Source organism: Actinomadura macra NBRC 14102, assembly GCF_001552215.1.
GTDB lineage: Bacteria > Actinomycetota > Actinomycetes > Streptosporangiales > Streptosporangiaceae > Spirillospora > Spirillospora macra.
The window spans coordinates 242469-258944 of the sequence record NZ_BCQT01000018.1 but is presented as its reverse complement, the minus strand read 5'-3'; the positions used below and the strand labels follow the sequence as shown (position 1 = coordinate 258944).

Here is a 16476-nt window from a genome sequence, read left to right as displayed (position 1 = left end):
CGCTACGTGCCGATCAGCTTGTCGATCTCGGGCTGCGCAAGCTCCTGGATCGGGTAGGAGTCGTCGGGCTGGTCGGCTTTGACGTACTCGTCCAGGTTCTCGTCGGTGATCTTCGGCAGCGGGACCATGATGCTGTTCGGCACCGCGGCGCCGCCGGCCTTGGCCACCGCCGCGCGCAGCGCGATCACGCCGAGGTAGTTGGGCTGCGCGGTGGACAGCGAGGAGAAGCCGGCGGCCTTGTGCTCCTTCCAGAGCTTCAGGAACCCGTTGTAGTTCTCGCCAGTGATCGGCACGAGCTTCTTCTTCTGCTTGACGAGCGTCTGGAGGGCCGCCGCCGACAGGGCGCCGCCCTGCGAGAAGACGCCGTCGATATCGGGGTTGGCGGAGTACGCCGAGGCGAACGCCTGCGCGGCTGGAGCCAGGTTGTACTCGCTGTGCACGTTGGCGACGATCTTGATGTCGGGGAACGTCTTCAGCGCCTCCTCGGCGCCCTGCCAGCGCTCCTCGCTGACCGCGACGCCGGCCGGGCCGTTGAAGGCGATGATCTTGCCCTTGCCGCCCAGCTTCTCGCCCAGCCACCGGCCCGTCATCCGGCCCCACTCCTTTTGGTCGGTGCCGACGCGCACGACCTTCTCGGAGGTGACCAGGCTGTCGAAGCTGACGACGGTGATGCCGGCGGCGACGGCCTGCTCCAGGGCGGGGTTGAGCGCGGTGGACGACCCGGCGTCGACCAGGATCACGTCGTACTTCTGCTGGATCATCGCCCTGATCTGGGCGATCTGCTGGGAGGTGTCGCCGTTGGCGTTGAAGGTCTGGTACGAGGTGATCTTTTTGTCGGCCTTCAGCTTCTCGACGTCGGCCTTCATCATCTTGTCGGTCTGCTGCATCCACGAGGGGGTCAGGTAGATCGTGGACCAGCCAACCTTGAGGCCGGTGGCCTTGCCGGAGCTGCCGGACGAGGCCTTGTCGTCAGAGCTGACGCCGCACGCGGTGGCGGCGGTCAGCGTGCCCAGCGCCGTGACGGCCACGACGGCGCGCGTGAACCTACCGATCATGGAGGGACTCCTTGTGACTGTCCGGGGCCCGGACGGGCTCCGGCGAACGGGGCGGGGGGATGTGGAGGGATCAGGCCGGTTTCAGGGCCCGTCCCGGCGGATGCTGTGCGGCGGCCCCGGTGAGGACGCCGCCGGCGAGGACGGGGACGCCGTTGACGAGAACGTGCTCCACGCCCTCGGCCGGCACCCGCGGTCGTTCGTAGGTGGCCCGGTCGGTGACGGCGGCGGGATCCACGACGACCAGGTCGGCGGCGCGGCCCGTCTCGATCCGGCCGCGGTCCGCGAGCCGGAACCGGTCGGCGGCGCGTCCCGCCAGGTGCACCGCGGCCTGCTCCCAGGTCCAGTCGCCGAGCTCGCGGACGTGCCGTCCGAGCAGCCGGGCGAACGCGCCCCAGCCGCGCGGGTGCGGGTGCCCGCCCTGGTAGACGGCGTCGGAACCGGCGATCTGGGCGGGATGCCGTAGCAGCGCCCGCACCGACTCCTCGCTGTTGGTCGGCGGGTGTCCGAAGACGCAACCCGCCTCCAGCCGGGTGGCCAGGAGCAGGTCGCAGCAGAACGCGCCGGGAGCTGACCCGGCCCGCGCGGCGGCGTCCGGCAGGGTCATCCCCTCGGCCCATCGCAGTTCCTCGGCGGGCACATGCGAGAGCGTGATCCTCGGCCACACCTCCGTGCGGCGCGCGAACCAGTCGCGTTCCAGCCGGTGCCGGACGGCCGGGTCGGCCAGCGCGTCCAGGGTGGCGTCCAGATCGGCGATAGGGAGCCAGGACGGCAGCGCCACGAGCGTCAGCGTGCTGGATCCCCGCAGGTAGGGGTAGCTGTCGAAGGTCAGGTCGATGCCCTCGGCGCGGGCGTCGTCCACAAGCGCGACCAGCTCGTCCCGGGGGCCGTGGAAGTGGGAGACGTGCGGGGCGACGCGTCCGGCGCGGGCGATCTCCAGTACCTCGGCCATCGCCCCGGACGCCTCGGACTCATACCCCCGCATGTGCGTGACGTAGGGCAACCCGGCCGCCCCGACCGGTGCGCACAGCGCGGCGATCTCGGCGGCGTCGGCGTAGGCGCCCGGGACGTACTCCAGACCGGTCGACAGCCCCGCCGCGCCGTCGTGCAGGCCGCGCTCGACCTCGGTGCGCATGGCGGCCAGCTCGGCGGCCTCCGGAGCGCGCCGCGCGCCGCCCATGACGCCGTGCCGGATGGTGCCGTGGGGCAGCAGGTAGACGGTGTTGAGGGGGGTGCGCCGATCGTAGGTGGCCAGCAGCCCGGCCACCGAGACAGGACCCTCGCCGAGCCCGGGGTGAGCGCCGTTGACCGGCGCGAAGTAGCGGCTGACATAGCGCAGGGTCGCCGCGCCCGCGGGGGCGTAGGAGACGCCGTCCTGTCCCAGCACGAACGTGGTGACGCCCTGGCGCAGCGCGGCGAGCTGGACGTCGGGGTCGAGGACGGCCGCGTCGCCGTGCACGTGGGTGTCGATGAAGCCCGGCATGACGTACCTGCCGGTGGCGTCGATCTCCCTGGCCGCCCGCGCCCCCGCCGGGGCGCCCACCGCGGCGATGCGGCCCGCGGACACGGCCACGTCGGCGCGGCGCGCGGCGGCGCCGGTGCCGTCCAGCACCGTGCCTCCGCGGACCAGAAGATCGTACATTGGACCCCATTCACCCTAGAGAGTGCGTTACGCGACATTCGTGCCGGTAGTCGTGGAGGTTATGGGGTGAACCACGTCCCGCACCAGATTTGCAACACATGATTTTGCAGTGCACAACCACCCTCTGACCTGCGAATCTACCCGCGAGCCAGCGTGCGGCCGCCACACCTTGAAATCCAGAAGCCCGCGGCGGGCCCGCCGCCCGGCAGGTGCGGCCCGTTCACCCGAAGTACACGAGCGTGACCTCGAAGGCGACCGCGTGGAGGAAAGCGAGTAAGGAGGTGACGCTCCCCCACCTGTGTCGCTCAACCCGCTGCTCGGAACGGTCATGAGACACGTGCACCCCGGTCCTCTTCGCACTGATCATCTCCACGGTCGGGCATCGGCGAGAGATACGAGTCCGCGGCGAACCACAAGATCTCGACCCCCTTCCCCTTTCGGGGGCGCTGGACGACCCTTGATCAGAACGCGACCGAGGATTGAAGGGAAACCCCTACATGCGCGAGGCACGCTCAACGGAGAGCGGTTGGTCCGTTGATGAACGCTGCACGAACTGCGATGTCGCGCGGCAATTGGCACCCGAGCTGATAGGCGAGGTGAATGGCCGCTCGCAGCTTCTACGCCAGCCACGGGACGAGGCGGAGACCCGGCTGCTGCACGGGGCTGCGAACGCCTGCCACACCCGTTCGATCCGCCCGCCGTCGGGGACCTTGGACCCGGCGCTGGACCCGTTTCCGCTCATGCTGGACCAGGGCGTCCACCTCTGCGGCCACAACTCCGCGGCCACCGCGGCCGCCAACTCCTATCTGCTGCAGCGCCCGGACGGCTCCGTGCTGATGATCGACACACCGCGGTGGAGCAGGTCGCTGGCCCTGCGCTGGCAAAGGTTCGGCCCCATCACCGACGTGCTACTCACCCACCGAGATCACGCCGCCCACGGTCGTGCCTACGCCGACCACTACGGCGCCCGGCTGTGGATTCACGAGGGCGACCTGGAGGCCGCGCCGGACGCCGACCGCGTCCTGCGCGGACTCGACCCCGTCGAGATCACCCCCGGCGTCGTCGCCCACCCGCTGCCGGGGCACACCGAGGGCAGCGTGCTCTACATCGCCGATCAGCGCCATTGCTTCAGCGGCGACAGTTTCTACTGGTCGCGAACCACCGGCGACATCGAAGTCGCCGAGAACGTCACCTGGTATTCCATTGAGGAATTGGCCGCCTCCCTGTCACGTACGGTCGACCGGCTCCGTTTCGAGTGGCTGCTGCCAGGTCACGGTGACCGCGCGAGATTTCCCGCCGACGAAATGTCCCGGCGACTCCACAGGCTCGCGGAACGCACGCGAAGGCTGCGCCCCCGCCCGATCGATTTCACGATCCACCGATGGTGACGGCGCTGGACGACGCACCGGGAAGTCGGCCGGACGTCCCGTTCTACGGGGTCGGTGCGTGCGCGGGCAGGTCGAGCTTGGCCGCCAGCGCCTCCAGCAGTTCGACCTGCCCTTCGGGATCGACGGGCAGGAAGTTGACCGCGAGGTGCATTTCGTCGACGTCGAACCGCGCGGCTCGGTCGAGGTCGCGCAACACGGCGTCGGTGAAGGCGGCTGGGGAGATCTGCTCGCCGAGACCGCCCAGGATCGTGGTCGCCAGGACGGTGCCGGTGCCGCCGGCCTCCCGGTAGCAGCGGACCTGGGCGCGGGTGTCGTCCCAGTCCACGGCGACGGTGATGAAGCCGTCGCCGATGCGGGCCGCCCGTTCGATCGTGTTGCGGGTCAGCGCTCCGATGAACAGGGGGATGCTGTCGCCCCACGGCTTCGGCCCGACCAGCGACGGCGGGATCTGGTAGTGCGCGCCGTCGAACTCGACGGGATCGGGTCCCCAGCAGGCCCGCATCGCCGCCAGGTTCTCGACGAACCCGTCGCCTCTGCGGCTCACCGGCACACCCGCGGCGACGAACTCCTCGGGGATGTAGAACGGCGGCTGCCGCGTGCCGCCGCCCTGGCCGACGCCGACGTCCAGGCGTCCCCGGGACAGCCGGTCGAGAGTGGCCAGCCGGCGGGCCAGGACGATGGGCGGCTGGAAGATCGAGTTCACGATGCCCGTGGTCACGCGGATCCGCCGGGTGTGAGCGGCCGCCCAGGTCAGCAACTCCAGCGTGTCCCACACGTGCGACTCGGGCAGGCCGGCGTCGTTCTGCCAGTCCGGCCCGACGGGCAGGAGCAGCCGTTCGCTGGCGGACACGGCGTGGAAGCCGAGCCGTTCGGTCGCCCGCGCCACCGTGACGACGGCGTCGGGACCGGCGTGCGGCCCGAAGTTCGGCAGGGTGACGCCGATGCGTGGAAGGTTCATCTCATCCTCCGGTCATGATCCTTGGGCGTGAGCCGCCCCAGGCGGAGCGCCCGCTCGAAGAAGGTCGGAGCCGACCACGAGATCTTGCGGTCCTGCCGCTGATGGACTCCGCCGGCGCCGGCCCCGTCAGGGAGCCACGTCCACCCGCGTCTTGTCCTTGCTGTCGGGAAGCAGGATGACCGTCGCCCCGTTGTCGTGCGTCCACCCGACCGGAAGCAGGAACCAGCGGTCCTCCACGTGCGCGAGGGTGCGCAGGCCGTTGTAGCGGTAGGTGAGGCCCTCCTCCTCGCCGGGCAGCCGCACCATCTCGACCCCCGGCCCGCTGATCTGCAGGCGCTCCCGGGCGTACACGACCGCCTGCGAACGGCCGGGCAGCGACAGCTCGATGGCCCGGGCGGCATCGACGCCGTGCTCCTGCGCGACGTTGGCCGTCGCCCAGAAGGCCGCGACGAGGGCGAGGGCGACGAGCAGCGCGCGGCGCAGGGCCCGGGTCGTGTCGAGGATCTCGGCCAGACCGCCCCGCACCAGCCCGTACCGCGTCGCGCTCTCCGCGGCGTACTCCAGCAGCACCGTCCCGCCGCCGAGCGCCGCGGGCGAGAGGTAGGGGCCGGTGATGGCGTCGCCCAGGCGGTGCAGGCTGATGGCGCCGATCGTGAGCATGCAGAAGCCCGTGACCGCGAGAGACGCGCACACGGCCTGCCGCCACCGGCGGCCCGCTCCCTTCATCAGTTGCAGGAGCAGGTGGTGGGCGATGAGAAGCCCCACGCTGAAGACCGCGAGGGAGGCCAGGGGCGAGAACACCGGCCCCGCGCTCAGCACCAGGTAGTCGGTCGTCGAGAAGCCGACGGCGCCGAGGTCCACGCCGAAATAGTCGAAGAGGGCCCGCTGCCGCACGTACCCGAAGTAGTACAGGATCGCGGTCAGCACGCCCGTGGACGCCAGGACGCGGCCGGCCACCTCGACCAGCCGTCCGAACGCCTTGTCGTCACCCGGTGTTCCGGCCGGCTCGCCGCCCACGGGATCAGGAACTCCCGCCCGAGTCCGGCAGATCGTCCGGAGGCTCGCTGTCCTCCCCCGGCTCCGGCGTCACCGGTTCCGACGTCCCCGGCTCCGGCGACTCGGAGCTGATGTCATCCGAAGGCGTGCCTTCCGGCTCCGAACCCGGCTCGCCGGACGGCCGGCCCGTCTCGCTGTCGGGCGGCTCGACGGGCCGGCCGGCGCTTTTCAACTCCTGCCACGCCTCCGGCGAGGCGACGCCGACCCGCATGCACACATCGCTCGTGCCCACCTGGCAGGACCTGTCAGTGATCGTCACCTTCCCGCTCAGATGCCTCTTCTTGAGCGCGGCCCCCTCGGGTTCGGACTTCCCGGGGGCGCCCGCCTTGGTGTTGGACACGCCGTTGTCCGCGATCAGGCACGCCTCTCTCTGTACACACGGATCGTTGTTCTTGAAGCCCTCCTTGATGGCACGACCGCACGCATCCTGGCTCGTGTCGGTGATCTCGACCGCGTCGCGGCACGCCGCGGTGATCTGCTTCGCCTGCGCCTCGGTGATCCGGGTCTTGATCGTGTCCGTCGCCTTGGGCTGCACGTCCCCGCCGATGTCCAGTCCGCTCGACTGCATCGGCAGCCGCGTCGCTGTGGGCTTGCTCTGCCCTCCCCCGCACGAGGCGGTGCAGAGCAGTGCGGCAAGGCCGCCGAGCGCGCACTTCCGCCAGAAACCCATGGCTCGCCCCCCAACTCGTCACAGGCCAGCACAGCGAGTGCGTCCTCGATGATTTCCTGTAGGACCGGCCGCAAACCGGGCCGCTGCCCGGGTCTGCCGAGGTCAGAGCCAGGAAACGCCCAACGATGGTCACGGCGATCAGTTCCGCGCCCTGCCGACTCAGCGGAACACAACGGTGGGAATTGTCCGGTTTGGCAGGAATTTCGGGTGTCGTGCGAGCCGGCCTCGGGGACGACGACCATGGTCATCCACCGAGGAGGTCCCCATGTCGTCTCCCCAGCGTCCCTACCTGGTCGCCGCCGGTCTCGCCGCGCTGGTCATCGGCCTGTCCGGCTCCCAGCTCGCCGCGAGCGCCACGACCGTGCGCCCCACCGCCTCCGCCCCAGCCCCACCGGCGTCCGGCGTGCATGACGTCGTCCTCGCGGTTCACGGGGGCGCGGGCTCCCTGCCGCGCGGCAGCCTGACGCCCGAGCAGGAGAAGAGCTACCGCGACGGGCTCACCAAGGCCCTGCGGACCGGATACGCCCTGATCAAGGACGGCAGGCCGGTGCTCGACGCGGTCGAACGAGCGGTCAACGTCCTGGAGGACGACCCGAACTTCAACGCGGGCAAGGGCGCGGTGTTCAACACCGACGCCGAACACGAACTGGACGCTTCGATCATGAATGGCAAGGACCTGCGGTCCGGCGCGGTGGCCGGCGTCCACCACACCAAGAACCCGATCTCCCTGGCCCGGCTGGTGATGGAGAAGTCGCCGCATGTGTTCATGGCGGGCACGGGCGCCGACGACTTCGCGCTCCGCAATGGCGTGCCCTTCACCACGCAGGATTACTTCTGGACGCAGCGCCGCTGGGATCAGCTCGTGGCCGCCAAAGGCAACCCGCAGGCCGTCCGCGGCGGCCGGCGGGGCGAACGGTCCGAGGTCGGCGGGACGGTCGGGGCGATCGCACTGGACGGCTCCCGCAACGTCGCCGCGGCGACCTCGACGGGGGGCCTGACCGACAAACAGGTCGGCCGGATGGGCGACTCCCCGGTGATCGGCGCCGGGACGTACGCCAACAACCGCACCGTGGCCGTCTCGAGTACCGGCACCGGCGAGGTCTTCCTCCGCAGCGTCGCCGCGTACGACATCTCCGCCCTCATGGAGTACGCGCGCCTGCCCGTGGCCAAGGCCGCCGCGACGGTCATCACCCAGAAGATCCCCGCGCTCGGCGCGACCGGCGGCGTGATCGCGCTGGACACCCGGGGCACGCTCGCGTCCCCGCACAGCACCAAGGGGATCATCAACGGCTATGTGACCGAGGACGGCACGATCACGACAAGGCTCTACGACGACGAGACGCCGGCCGAGTAGGCGAGGGTCCCGGCGACGGCACCGGCACCGCCCTCGCCGGACGGGTCATTCGGTCGTGACGGCGCGCAGCATCGGGGTGCGGGCGGCTCGCCGTGCCGGCAGGCCGGCCGCCAGCACGCCCGCGACGACGCCGAAGAAGGCCATGGCCACTCGGCCGTTCCCGCTGAATCCCTGGGCGGTTCTCGGCCTACCGGCGGGGGCGCATCTGCCTGCGCATCCGGGCGGCCTCCTGGTGGATCCTGGTCTCGGTCTCCAGCAGTTTGCTCTCGGCCCGCTCCGTCCGCATCCGGGCGTGCATCTCACGGAAGCTGGGGATGCGGCGCCGCTCACGGGCGGCTGCGTGGCGGCGGGCACGGCGGGACGAACGGCCACGCGCGAAACGGTCCAGGAAGCCCATCGTCCTCACTCCTCAGGCCAGGTCACTTGAACCTGCCTTTACCCGACTCGCAGGAGTTAATCCCGCTCAATGTCGGTTCGTCATCCCGCTCGGTGTCGGTTCGAGGGTGCCCGGGTCCCGAAAGCGGCGAACGCCCACCAAGGTGGCAACTTTCGGCTACCGATTTGGGACTCTCCGCCCCTCTTCGCTTGTTAGGGTTCCTTTGTTCGGGGGGTTCTCAACATTGAGGAGCGGCCTTGACGGCCGGGGACGGGGATACTCAGGTGACCGAGCTCCAGCGGTGGGACACCGACTCCGGGACGATCGTCGTCGAGGGGGACGACGAGATGCTCGGCTTCGCGTCGGTGGTGCGGAGCCCCGGCGAGGTGGCGCGCGTGGTGAACGTGCGGTTCGAGGAGGCGCTGAAGTCCTTCCGCGACTCCGCGTCCTCGGCGCTCACGGTCTTTCGGGACGACGCACTCCGCCCCGACGAGATCGAGATCGAATTCGGGCTGAAGCTGAACGCGGAGGCGGGCGCGGTGCTGGCCAAGGCCGCCGCCGAAGGCCACCTCAAGGTGACCCTGCGATGGGCCAGGAACGAGGCACCGGGGTCGGGGGCGTGACCGGAGACCTGCGCTGGCGCGTCCGCGTCGATGCCGGCCGGCAGGTGGGGGCCGGCATCCTGTCCGACGACCGGCACGTCCTGACGTGCGCGCACGTGGTGCGGGGACAGAAGAAGGCCACCGTCGTCATCGCCGGCAGGACCGTCGGCGCGTCGGTCGACGAGCGCGCGAACTGGGCGAGGGTCGGCGACCTCGGTGACGTGGCGGTGCTCCGGCTGGACGAGCCGAGCACGGCGCCGCCCGCGCGCTTCGCGAGCATGGACGCCCTCGGTGAGGGCAGGCCGGAGCTGGCGGCGCTCGGCTTCCCCGACCAGGAGGACGCCGGATCGGTCGTCCGGCTCACCTCGTCGCCGGGCCTCGGCCTCTACCACGAGTGGTGGCAGATCGACGTCGACGGTGCCCATCTGGAGACCATTCGCCACGGATTCAGCGGCGCCGGGATCTACCGGATCGACACCGGGCACGTCGTCGGCATGGTCTCGGACACCAACCTGAGACTCAAGGGCAACAGCGGCCGGATGCTGCCGCTGAGCAGCCTCCGCCGGTACTGGCCTGAGCTCGACGACAGGCTCCCGTTCGACTGGTTCAGCCTGCCGGCGCGGCGCGAGCTGCGGCGACTGCTGGCACAGGCCCCGAGCCGTCCCGACCCGAACGACGTCCTGCGGACGGCGTTCCCCTACCTTGCCTTCGCGCCGGACCTGACGTCGCATTGGGAGGCGATCTGCTACATCGGCGAGGAGGTCATGGTCTCCGTCGAGCGGGAGTCGCTCCGCGACGAGATGCTCGCGCACTACCTGGAGTCCCTGTCCCCCCGCCTGGAGCGGACGGGACGGCGCGAGCTCGACACCTGGTTCCAGAAATGGCTGCCCGACCACCCCCGCCCCACCGACCAGCCCGCGCGGTTCGCGTCCGTCCTCGTGCGGATCGAGCGGTACGCCGACGAGCCGACGACGCTGACGGTCGAGGCCCTGCTCGACGGCGAGGCTCAGGTGGAGAAGCGGTCCACGCCCGTCGAGTTGGACGAGGAGGACATCAAGACGAGTGTGGAGACCCTGCTTCCCGAGGTCTTCCGCAGCGTCCAGGACCTGGACCCGATCATCGAGTTCGCCCTTCCCGAGAGCCTGCTCAACCTGCCCTGCGAGACCTGGACCTTCGACAGCGCCGACGAGACCGCGCTGGACGCCTTCCCCGTGGTCGTCCGGGACGTGTCGCGGCTGCGGCCGGCCTCACCGCGCCGCCCGTTCGCCAGGCGGCGGTGGAAGGCCCTCCGGGAGGGCGGGAAGACCAGCCCGGTGGAGATCCACTGTGACTCCACGTATCAGCCCGGGGAGTACCGGGCGCTTCTCAAGCCGAGTGACGTGGGCGTCCTCGCCTACTCCCGCCATCCCTCCAAGGACCTGCTCGGACCGGCGCTGGGCGCGGGCATCCCGGTCATGCTCTGGTCGCGCGCACCCTGCCCGTCCACCGGACACGACGAGTGCGGCCGGATCCTGCGCCAGCTCACCAAGAACATCAAGGGCCTGCATCCCGACGACTACCCCGAGCGGGTCCGGGCACTGCGCGACAGCGCATGGCATCCGCTGCGCCGGAAACGCCACCAGTGCGGCCGTGAGCTGACGCTGTTCTGGGACGATCCGGCCCGGTGGCCCGATCCGCCACTGATCGGCGGGATCGTCTGACATGGCGAGCTGGAAGATCTTCGAGGGAACCCGCAGGCCGCACGATCGGATCCGCAGTGAGCTTCCGCCACCGCCGCGGTGGCGCGAGTTCAAGGGCGGCCCCGTCGTCGACCCCTTCCCGGCCGACCTGGACTGGGATTCGAGCCAGGCGGCGGCCTACCGGCCCACCACCGAAGCCGTCGAGCAGGTGAACGCGGCACTCTATCTGCGGCGTCCGCTGCTGGTCACCGGCCCGCCCGGGACGGGCAAGTCGACGCTCGCCGCGGCGGTCGCCTACGAGCTGGGGCTCGGCCCGCCGCTGCACTGGCCCATCACCAGCCGGGTCACCCTCCGCGACGGCCTGTACGAGTACGACCCGCTGACCAGGTTGTACGACGAGCGGCGGCGGCAGGTCGACGCCGACGACATCGGCCGTTACCTGCGGCTCGGACCGCTCGGGACCGCGCTGCTGCCCTATGACCGGCCCCGGGTCCTGCTGATCGACGAGATCGACAAGAGCGACCTGGACCTGCCCAACGACCTGCTCACCATCTTCGAGAAGGGCGAGTTCGAGATCCCGGAACTGTCGCGGCGGGAGAACCCGGCCGCGAACGTCCTCACCGCCGACAGCGGTACCGACCGGGTGCTCGTCGAGGACGGGTTCGTCCGCTGCCGGTCGTTCCCGTTCGTCGTCATGACCAGCAACGGGGAGCGCGAGTTCCCGCCCGCGTTCCTGCGCCGCTGCATCTCGCTGGAGCTGAACCAGCCGGCCGACGAGGCCGAGCTGACGGCGATCATCCGCGAGCATCTCGGTGCGCTCAGCGCCGAGCGGGCCGATCTCGTCAGCACGCTGGTCGGAGAGTTCTTCGCACGGCAGAACGCGGGCGATCTGGCCACCGACCAGCTCCTCAACGCCCTGTACCTGTGTCACCACGCCGCCCGGGTCGAGGCGGTGAACGTGGTGGAGCTGGCGGAGAAGGTGATGCCCTACATCTCGGGGCAGCCCGGTTCCGATGGACGCTGAGCGGCTGCGGACCGTCCTCACCGGGCTCGGGACGGCGCCCAGCACGCTGGAGATCGCCGAGATCCTCTGGCTGTCGGCGCACATGAGCGATCGGCGGCCCGCCCCCGAGCGGCGGGAGGAACCGCCGCCGCCCCCGGAGCCCGAGGACGTCGCCCCACCGGACCAGGACCACCAGGAGGAACCGGCACCGCCCCGACGCGCCGACGTCCCGGAGCCACCCGACCGGACCGAGCGCCGGGGCGTGCACGTCCAGGACGACGAGGAACCCGACGTCGACGCCCTGGTCCGCGAGACGATGGTGCCGACGGCGCCGATGCTGGCCGAGACGCTGGCCGTCCAGCGGTCGCTGCGCCCGCTCCGGCGGCGCGTCCCGTCCCGGCGCCTCATGGTCCTGGACGAGCGGGCCACCGCGGACCGGCTCGCCCGCGACCGGGACCTTGACGGTCCGTGGCCACCGGTCATGACCGCGGCCGAGGAACGCCTGCTCGGCCTGCTGCTGATCGTCGATACCGGTCCCTCGATGGCGATGTGGCGGCCGCTCGGCCGCGAGCTGCACGAGACGCTGGCACGCACCGGTTCCTTCCGCGACACCAAGGTCATGTACCTGAGCGGGGGTGCGGTGGGCGCGTCGCCGGGCGGGCCGTTCCGCGACGCCGCCACGCTCATCGACCCGACCGGCAGGCAGGTGGTGCTGGTGCTGAGCGACTGTTCCGGCGCGCACTGGTGGACGGGCGCGGCTCCGAGCGCGCTGAGCGGCCTGGCGCTGAGCGGGCCGCTCGCGATAGTCCAGCCGCTGCCGGAGCGGCTGTGGGGTCGGACCGCGAGCCCCGCGACGCCCGGGCACCTGCTCTCCCGGCGCCCGTTCGCGCCCAACAGCGCCCTCGACTTCGTCTCCTTCGACGGAGATCCCGGCCCCGTCCTCCCTCGGGTCGCGGTGCCCGTCCTGGAATGCGCGCCCCGTTGGTTCGCGAACTGGGCCGCGCTGGTGAGCGGCACCGGCGGCGCGCGGGTCGCGGCCGTGACGTCCTTCGGACCGGAGACGGGGCTGCCGGCGCCGGTCGAGCGCGAACAGCGGTTGCCGATCGAGACGCGGGTGCACCGGTTCCAGGCGACGGCATCGCGGGAGGCGGTCCGGCTGGCCGCCCACGTCGCGGTGTCCTTCCCGGTACTGCCGGTGATGCGGCTGATCCAGCGGGAGGTGCTCCCCGGGTCGACGCCGGGGAACCTCGCCGAGGTGCTGCTCAGCGGCCTGCTGCGGCCCCGGGAGGACCGGCCGCACGCCTACGACTTCGTTCCCGGCGCCCGTGAGCGCCTGCTCGCCATGCTCCCGCGGTCGGAGGCGCACCACACCTCCGAGGTACTGGACCGGCTGTCCAGGGCGATCGAGCAGCGGGCGGGGCGCGGCGCGGAGATGTTCCGCGCGTCCGTCCCGGCCGAGGACGGCACGGCGTCGGCGGGCTCGGCCGCCCGGCCGTTCGCGCTCGTCAGCACCGCCGCCCTGCGAATGATCACCCGAACGGCGCCGGCGGGGACCGGCCCGTCCCGGGCGCAGGGGCCTCGGCTCTCCCGGACCGGTGGCCACCTCGACGAGGTCGCCGGGAGGTACCGCCTGCTCGACATGAGGGCGGACGACGGCCGCACCCGGACATGGCAGGCCACGGACGGCGTCGCCGACCTGGTCGTCAAGGAGATTCCCCGCCGGCGGAACGCCGCCGAGCAGGCGGCCGTGCGGGAGCGGCTGGCCGAGCTCGTGGCGAAGTCGCCGCTGCTCGGCCCGGGCGCCGTCCGGTATCTCGACCTCGTCGAGGACGCGGACCGGATGTGGCTGGTGCTGGAGGCGTGCCCGGACCGTCCGCTCTCGGAGATCCTGCGCGCCCGCGGCAGGCTGCCGTGGCAGATGGTCGCCGACATCGGACGGCGGCTCGCCGAGACCCTGACCGCGTGCGCGGGCGCGGGTCTGGTGCACGGCTCGATCGGCGCGGAGGAGATCCTCGTCGACCTCAACGTCGCGGCCGTCACGCTCGTCGGCTTCGAGAACGCCGTGCTCGGCGACGGGACCGCCGGCCCCGCGTTCGCCGACCCCGCGCGGCCGCACGGGGAGCCCCTCGCGCCCGCGAACGACCTGTGGAGCACGGCGATCGCGCTCTACCTGGCCGTGGAAGGGGAGTTTCCGTTCCCGCCGAGCGGCGCACGGGACGGGGTGAAACCTCCCACGGCGCTCGCGGGGCCGCTCCGGGTTCCGCTCCGGCAGCTGCTGCACACGAGCCCGGAGCTACGGATGCCGCTGCCGTCGGTGCTGCGGCTCCTGACCAGCCTCAGCGACACGGCCCTCAAGGTCGGGCCCGCGGCGCCGTCCGACGACGATCCGTGGATCACCATGTGGGGGCCTCCCGGCAGTGGGAAGACCACGCTGCTCGGAGCTCTGACCATCGCCACGACCCGTCTCCGCGGCTCCTGGAAGGTCGTGGGCACGGACCACGCCTCAACGGACGCGCTGTCGACGACCACGACCATGCTCGCCACCCAGCGGCGGTTCCCCTCGGCCACGACATCGATGGCGGGATACCGCTGGCAGCTCGTCGGGCACGACGAGACCGTCACGGGGTTCCTGCGCAGACGCCGCCAGTCCCGCCCGGTCCGGATCGGCCTCAACATCTTCGACCCGCCGGGTGAGCTCCTGCTGACCCAGGGGTCGGAGGATCCCACCGGCCAGGACATGTTCGAGGACCTCGCCCGGAGCAGGGGGATCGTCTACATCTTCGACCCCATCCGCGAGTACGAGGAGGGCGACGCCTTCCACTACCTGAACAACATGCTCAGCCAGGTAAGCGTGCGCCTGCGCGGTTCCGGCGACTTCACCGTCGACGGGCGCCTGCCGCACCACCTGGCGGTCTGCCTCACCAAGTTCGATGATTTCCGGGTGTACGCGAGCGCGGAGAGGCTGGGCCTACTGTCGGACGATCCAGGGGACGCCCGCGAGTTCCCGGCCGTCCAGCCCGGCGACGCCCAGGAGATCTTCGACCGGTTGTGCGACGTGTCGAGCGGGAACGCCGCGCAGATCCGCACCCTGCTCGACACGTTCTTCCTGCCGGACCGGGTCAGGTACTTCGTCACCTCGGCCATCGGCTTCTACCTGCCCCCGGAGCGGGGAGTCTTCGACCGCCGCGACTTCGAGAACGTGGTGACCGAGACTGACGGCGCCGAGCCGAGGATCCGCGGGCAGATCCACCCCATCAACGTCCTGGAGCCGCTGCTGTGGCTCGGCGACCGACTCTCGGGGGCGCGGTGATGGGCCGGGACACGGTGCCGGGCTCAGAGGTCGTCGTCCGGGAAGAGGTCCAGCCCGTCGTCGAGCCGCTCGTGCCGGGTGTCGCCGAGCGCCCGCAGCGCTCCGTCCTCGACGGTCCGGACGCCGTCGTCGCCGTCCTCGTCGCGCCGGTCGCCGCGCGCCACCCCCCGCCCGGCCGCACGCGGGACCTCCCCGGACTCCCAGATGTCCCGGATCGCGCGGATCGCCGCCTCCCGGGACACCTCGGGTCCCGCACCCCGCAACCCGATGTAGGCGTCCCGTCCCTCGCGGAACTCGCTTCGCTCGGCGATCGCCAGAAGCCGTTCATAGACCCCCGGCCGCTGCAACAGCCGGACCGTCACCGGCAGGCACTCAAGAACGACGAACAAGAGGAACAGCAGGATCCGCGCGGCGTAGAGGGCGCGGTCGTTCGCCGACACCTCGTCGAGCGCCTGCAACCGCAACAGCAGTCCTCCGGCCGACCGGTTCTCGGCGTCGAAGGACGCCTGGAGGTCGGACCGCTGCCGGCTCGCGCTGATGTACTGGTCCCGGACCAGCGGCAGACGCGCCTTCGCCTCGGCGAGCCTGTTCGCCCGGGACGCCTGGTCGCTGGCCCTCAACTGCGCCCTGCGCGCGTCGAGCTGGGCCGTGAGCTGCTCGACACGTTTCGAGGACGCGTCGTAGTCCGCCTTCTTGGCGGCGGCGGTGGGTCCCTGCCCCGTCCTGCCGGACGGGCAGCCGCTCCCGCCGTAGAGCTCGCATTGCCATTCCTTGTACAGCGCCTCCCCGCGGGCAACCTCCTTCGTCCGCGCCGCGGTGAGGGAGATGATCGCCGGGTCGGTCGCGGGATCCGTCGGCACGTCGCCGCCGGTGGCGATGACCTTCTCCAGCTCCCGCGTCTCGTTGGCCAGCATGGCGATGCGCTGGCCGAGGGCACCTCGCTCGCTCTGCTGGACGAACGCGTCCGCCCGGCGCAGCCTGATCTCGGCGATCTGGGCGCCGATCTCGGCGTCGAAGATCCGCAGCACGAGCGGAGTGGACAGCACGAGCCCGAGCAGCAGCCCGAGCAGCACCCGCGGGAGCGCCAGGCTGAACCGCCGCCGGCCCTGGACCGGCATCGTCGAGACCAGCCAGCGGTCCAGGCTCATGATCGCCAGTCCCCAGCACACCGCGACGGGAACGGCGATGAACCAGGAGGTCTGGAAGGCGGTCCACAACGCGAACAGCATCGAGATGGCGGCAAGAACGGCGGTGGTGAGGACCGCTCCCCCGATGCCCTCGAACTTGGTCCGTTCCGTCGGGCATCGTTGCAGAACATCCCCCCGGGCCCCGGAGAGATAGATCAGAAGCCTTCTCATCCCGTCCCTTCCAGGACCACCGAAGCCA

Annotated in this window: 13 protein-coding genes; 6 read left to right on the top strand and 7 right to left on the bottom strand. The window is 71.2% G+C overall.

Annotation, left to right across the window (positions count from 1 at the left end; all coding sequences use genetic code 11):
* Positions 1-2: 2 nt before the first annotated feature.
* A complete protein-coding gene (locus AMA02S_RS28860; RefSeq protein ID WP_067464091.1) occupies positions 3-1055 on the bottom strand; it encodes an ABC transporter substrate-binding protein in 1053 nt (350 codons plus the stop codon).
* Between the two features lie 70 nt (positions 1056-1125).
* Entirely contained in the window at positions 1126-2694 is a 1569-nt protein-coding gene (locus tag AMA02S_RS28855; protein ID WP_067464088.1) for an N-acyl-D-amino-acid deacylase family protein, read from the bottom strand.
* A gap of 497 nt (positions 2695-3191) precedes the next feature.
* Between AMA02S_RS28855 and AMA02S_RS28850 the strand changes: the two genes are divergently transcribed.
* On the top strand, positions 3192-4082 hold the full coding sequence (locus tag AMA02S_RS28850; RefSeq protein ID WP_067464085.1) for an MBL fold metallo-hydrolase: 891 nt from the start codon (positions 3192-3194) through the stop codon (positions 4080-4082).
* Positions 4083-4125: 43 nt separating this feature from the next.
* On the opposite strand, the gene AMA02S_RS28845 is transcribed toward AMA02S_RS28850, so the two are convergent.
* The 3 genes from AMA02S_RS28845 to AMA02S_RS28835 form a co-directional block, all read right to left on the bottom strand.
* Positions 4126-5040: an LLM class flavin-dependent oxidoreductase gene (locus tag AMA02S_RS28845; protein ID WP_067464082.1), complete on the bottom strand. Its 915-nt coding sequence runs from the start codon at positions 5038-5040 to the stop codon at positions 4126-4128.
* A 126-nt stretch (positions 5041-5166) separates the two neighbouring features.
* A complete protein-coding gene (locus AMA02S_RS28840; RefSeq protein WP_067464079.1) occupies positions 5167-6057 on the bottom strand; it encodes a hypothetical protein in 891 nt (296 codons plus the stop codon).
* A 4-nt stretch (positions 6058-6061) separates the two neighbouring features.
* On the bottom strand, positions 6062-6766 hold the full coding sequence (locus AMA02S_RS28835; RefSeq protein ID WP_067464076.1) for a hypothetical protein: 705 nt from the start codon (positions 6764-6766) through the stop codon (positions 6062-6064).
* Positions 6767-7031: 265 nt separating this feature from the next.
* On the opposite strand from AMA02S_RS28835, the gene AMA02S_RS28830 reads away from it, so the two are divergent.
* Entirely contained in the window at positions 7032-8120 is a 1089-nt protein-coding gene (locus tag AMA02S_RS28830) for an isoaspartyl peptidase/L-asparaginase family protein (protein ID WP_084265702.1), read from the top strand.
* Between the two features lie 187 nt (positions 8121-8307).
* Here AMA02S_RS28830 and AMA02S_RS28825 read toward each other — a convergent pair whose 3' ends face one another.
* Entirely contained in the window at positions 8308-8517 is a 210-nt protein-coding gene (locus AMA02S_RS28825; protein ID WP_084265701.1) for a hypothetical protein, read from the bottom strand.
* A 263-nt stretch (positions 8518-8780) separates the two neighbouring features.
* Here AMA02S_RS28825 and AMA02S_RS28820 point away from each other — a divergent pair, with 263 nt between their 5' ends.
* Genes AMA02S_RS28820 through AMA02S_RS40745 form a run of 4 tightly spaced genes read left to right on the top strand, consistent with a single transcriptional unit; the run spans position 8781 to position 15090 of the window.
* Positions 8781-9119, top strand: coding sequence for a CU044_2847 family protein (locus AMA02S_RS28820; RefSeq protein ID WP_067464073.1), 339 nt, complete (start codon positions 8781-8783; stop codon positions 9117-9119).
* The gene (locus tag AMA02S_RS28815) at positions 9083-10798 is read left to right on the top strand and encodes a VMAP-C domain-containing protein (RefSeq protein ID WP_067464069.1); all 1716 of its coding nucleotides are present in this window, start codon (positions 9083-9085) and stop codon (positions 10796-10798) included. Before AMA02S_RS28820 ends, AMA02S_RS28815 begins: the two co-directional genes overlap by 37 nt.
* Position 10799: 1 nt before the next feature.
* Positions 10800-11801, top strand: a complete 1002-nt coding sequence (locus tag AMA02S_RS28810; protein WP_067464066.1) for an AAA family ATPase — start codon at positions 10800-10802, stop codon at positions 11799-11801.
* Positions 11791-15090, top strand: a complete 3300-nt coding sequence (locus AMA02S_RS40745) for an SAV_2336 N-terminal domain-related protein (RefSeq protein WP_084265700.1) — start codon at positions 11791-11793, stop codon at positions 15088-15090. Before AMA02S_RS28810 ends, AMA02S_RS40745 begins: the two co-directional genes overlap by 11 nt.
* Positions 15091-15113: 23 nt before the next feature.
* On the opposite strand, the gene AMA02S_RS28800 is transcribed toward AMA02S_RS40745, so the two are convergent.
* The gene (locus tag AMA02S_RS28800; RefSeq protein ID WP_067464063.1) at positions 15114-16448 is read right to left on the bottom strand and encodes a DUF4407 domain-containing protein; all 1335 of its coding nucleotides are present in this window, start codon (positions 16446-16448) and stop codon (positions 15114-15116) included.
* Positions 16449-16476: the final 28 nt, after the last annotated feature.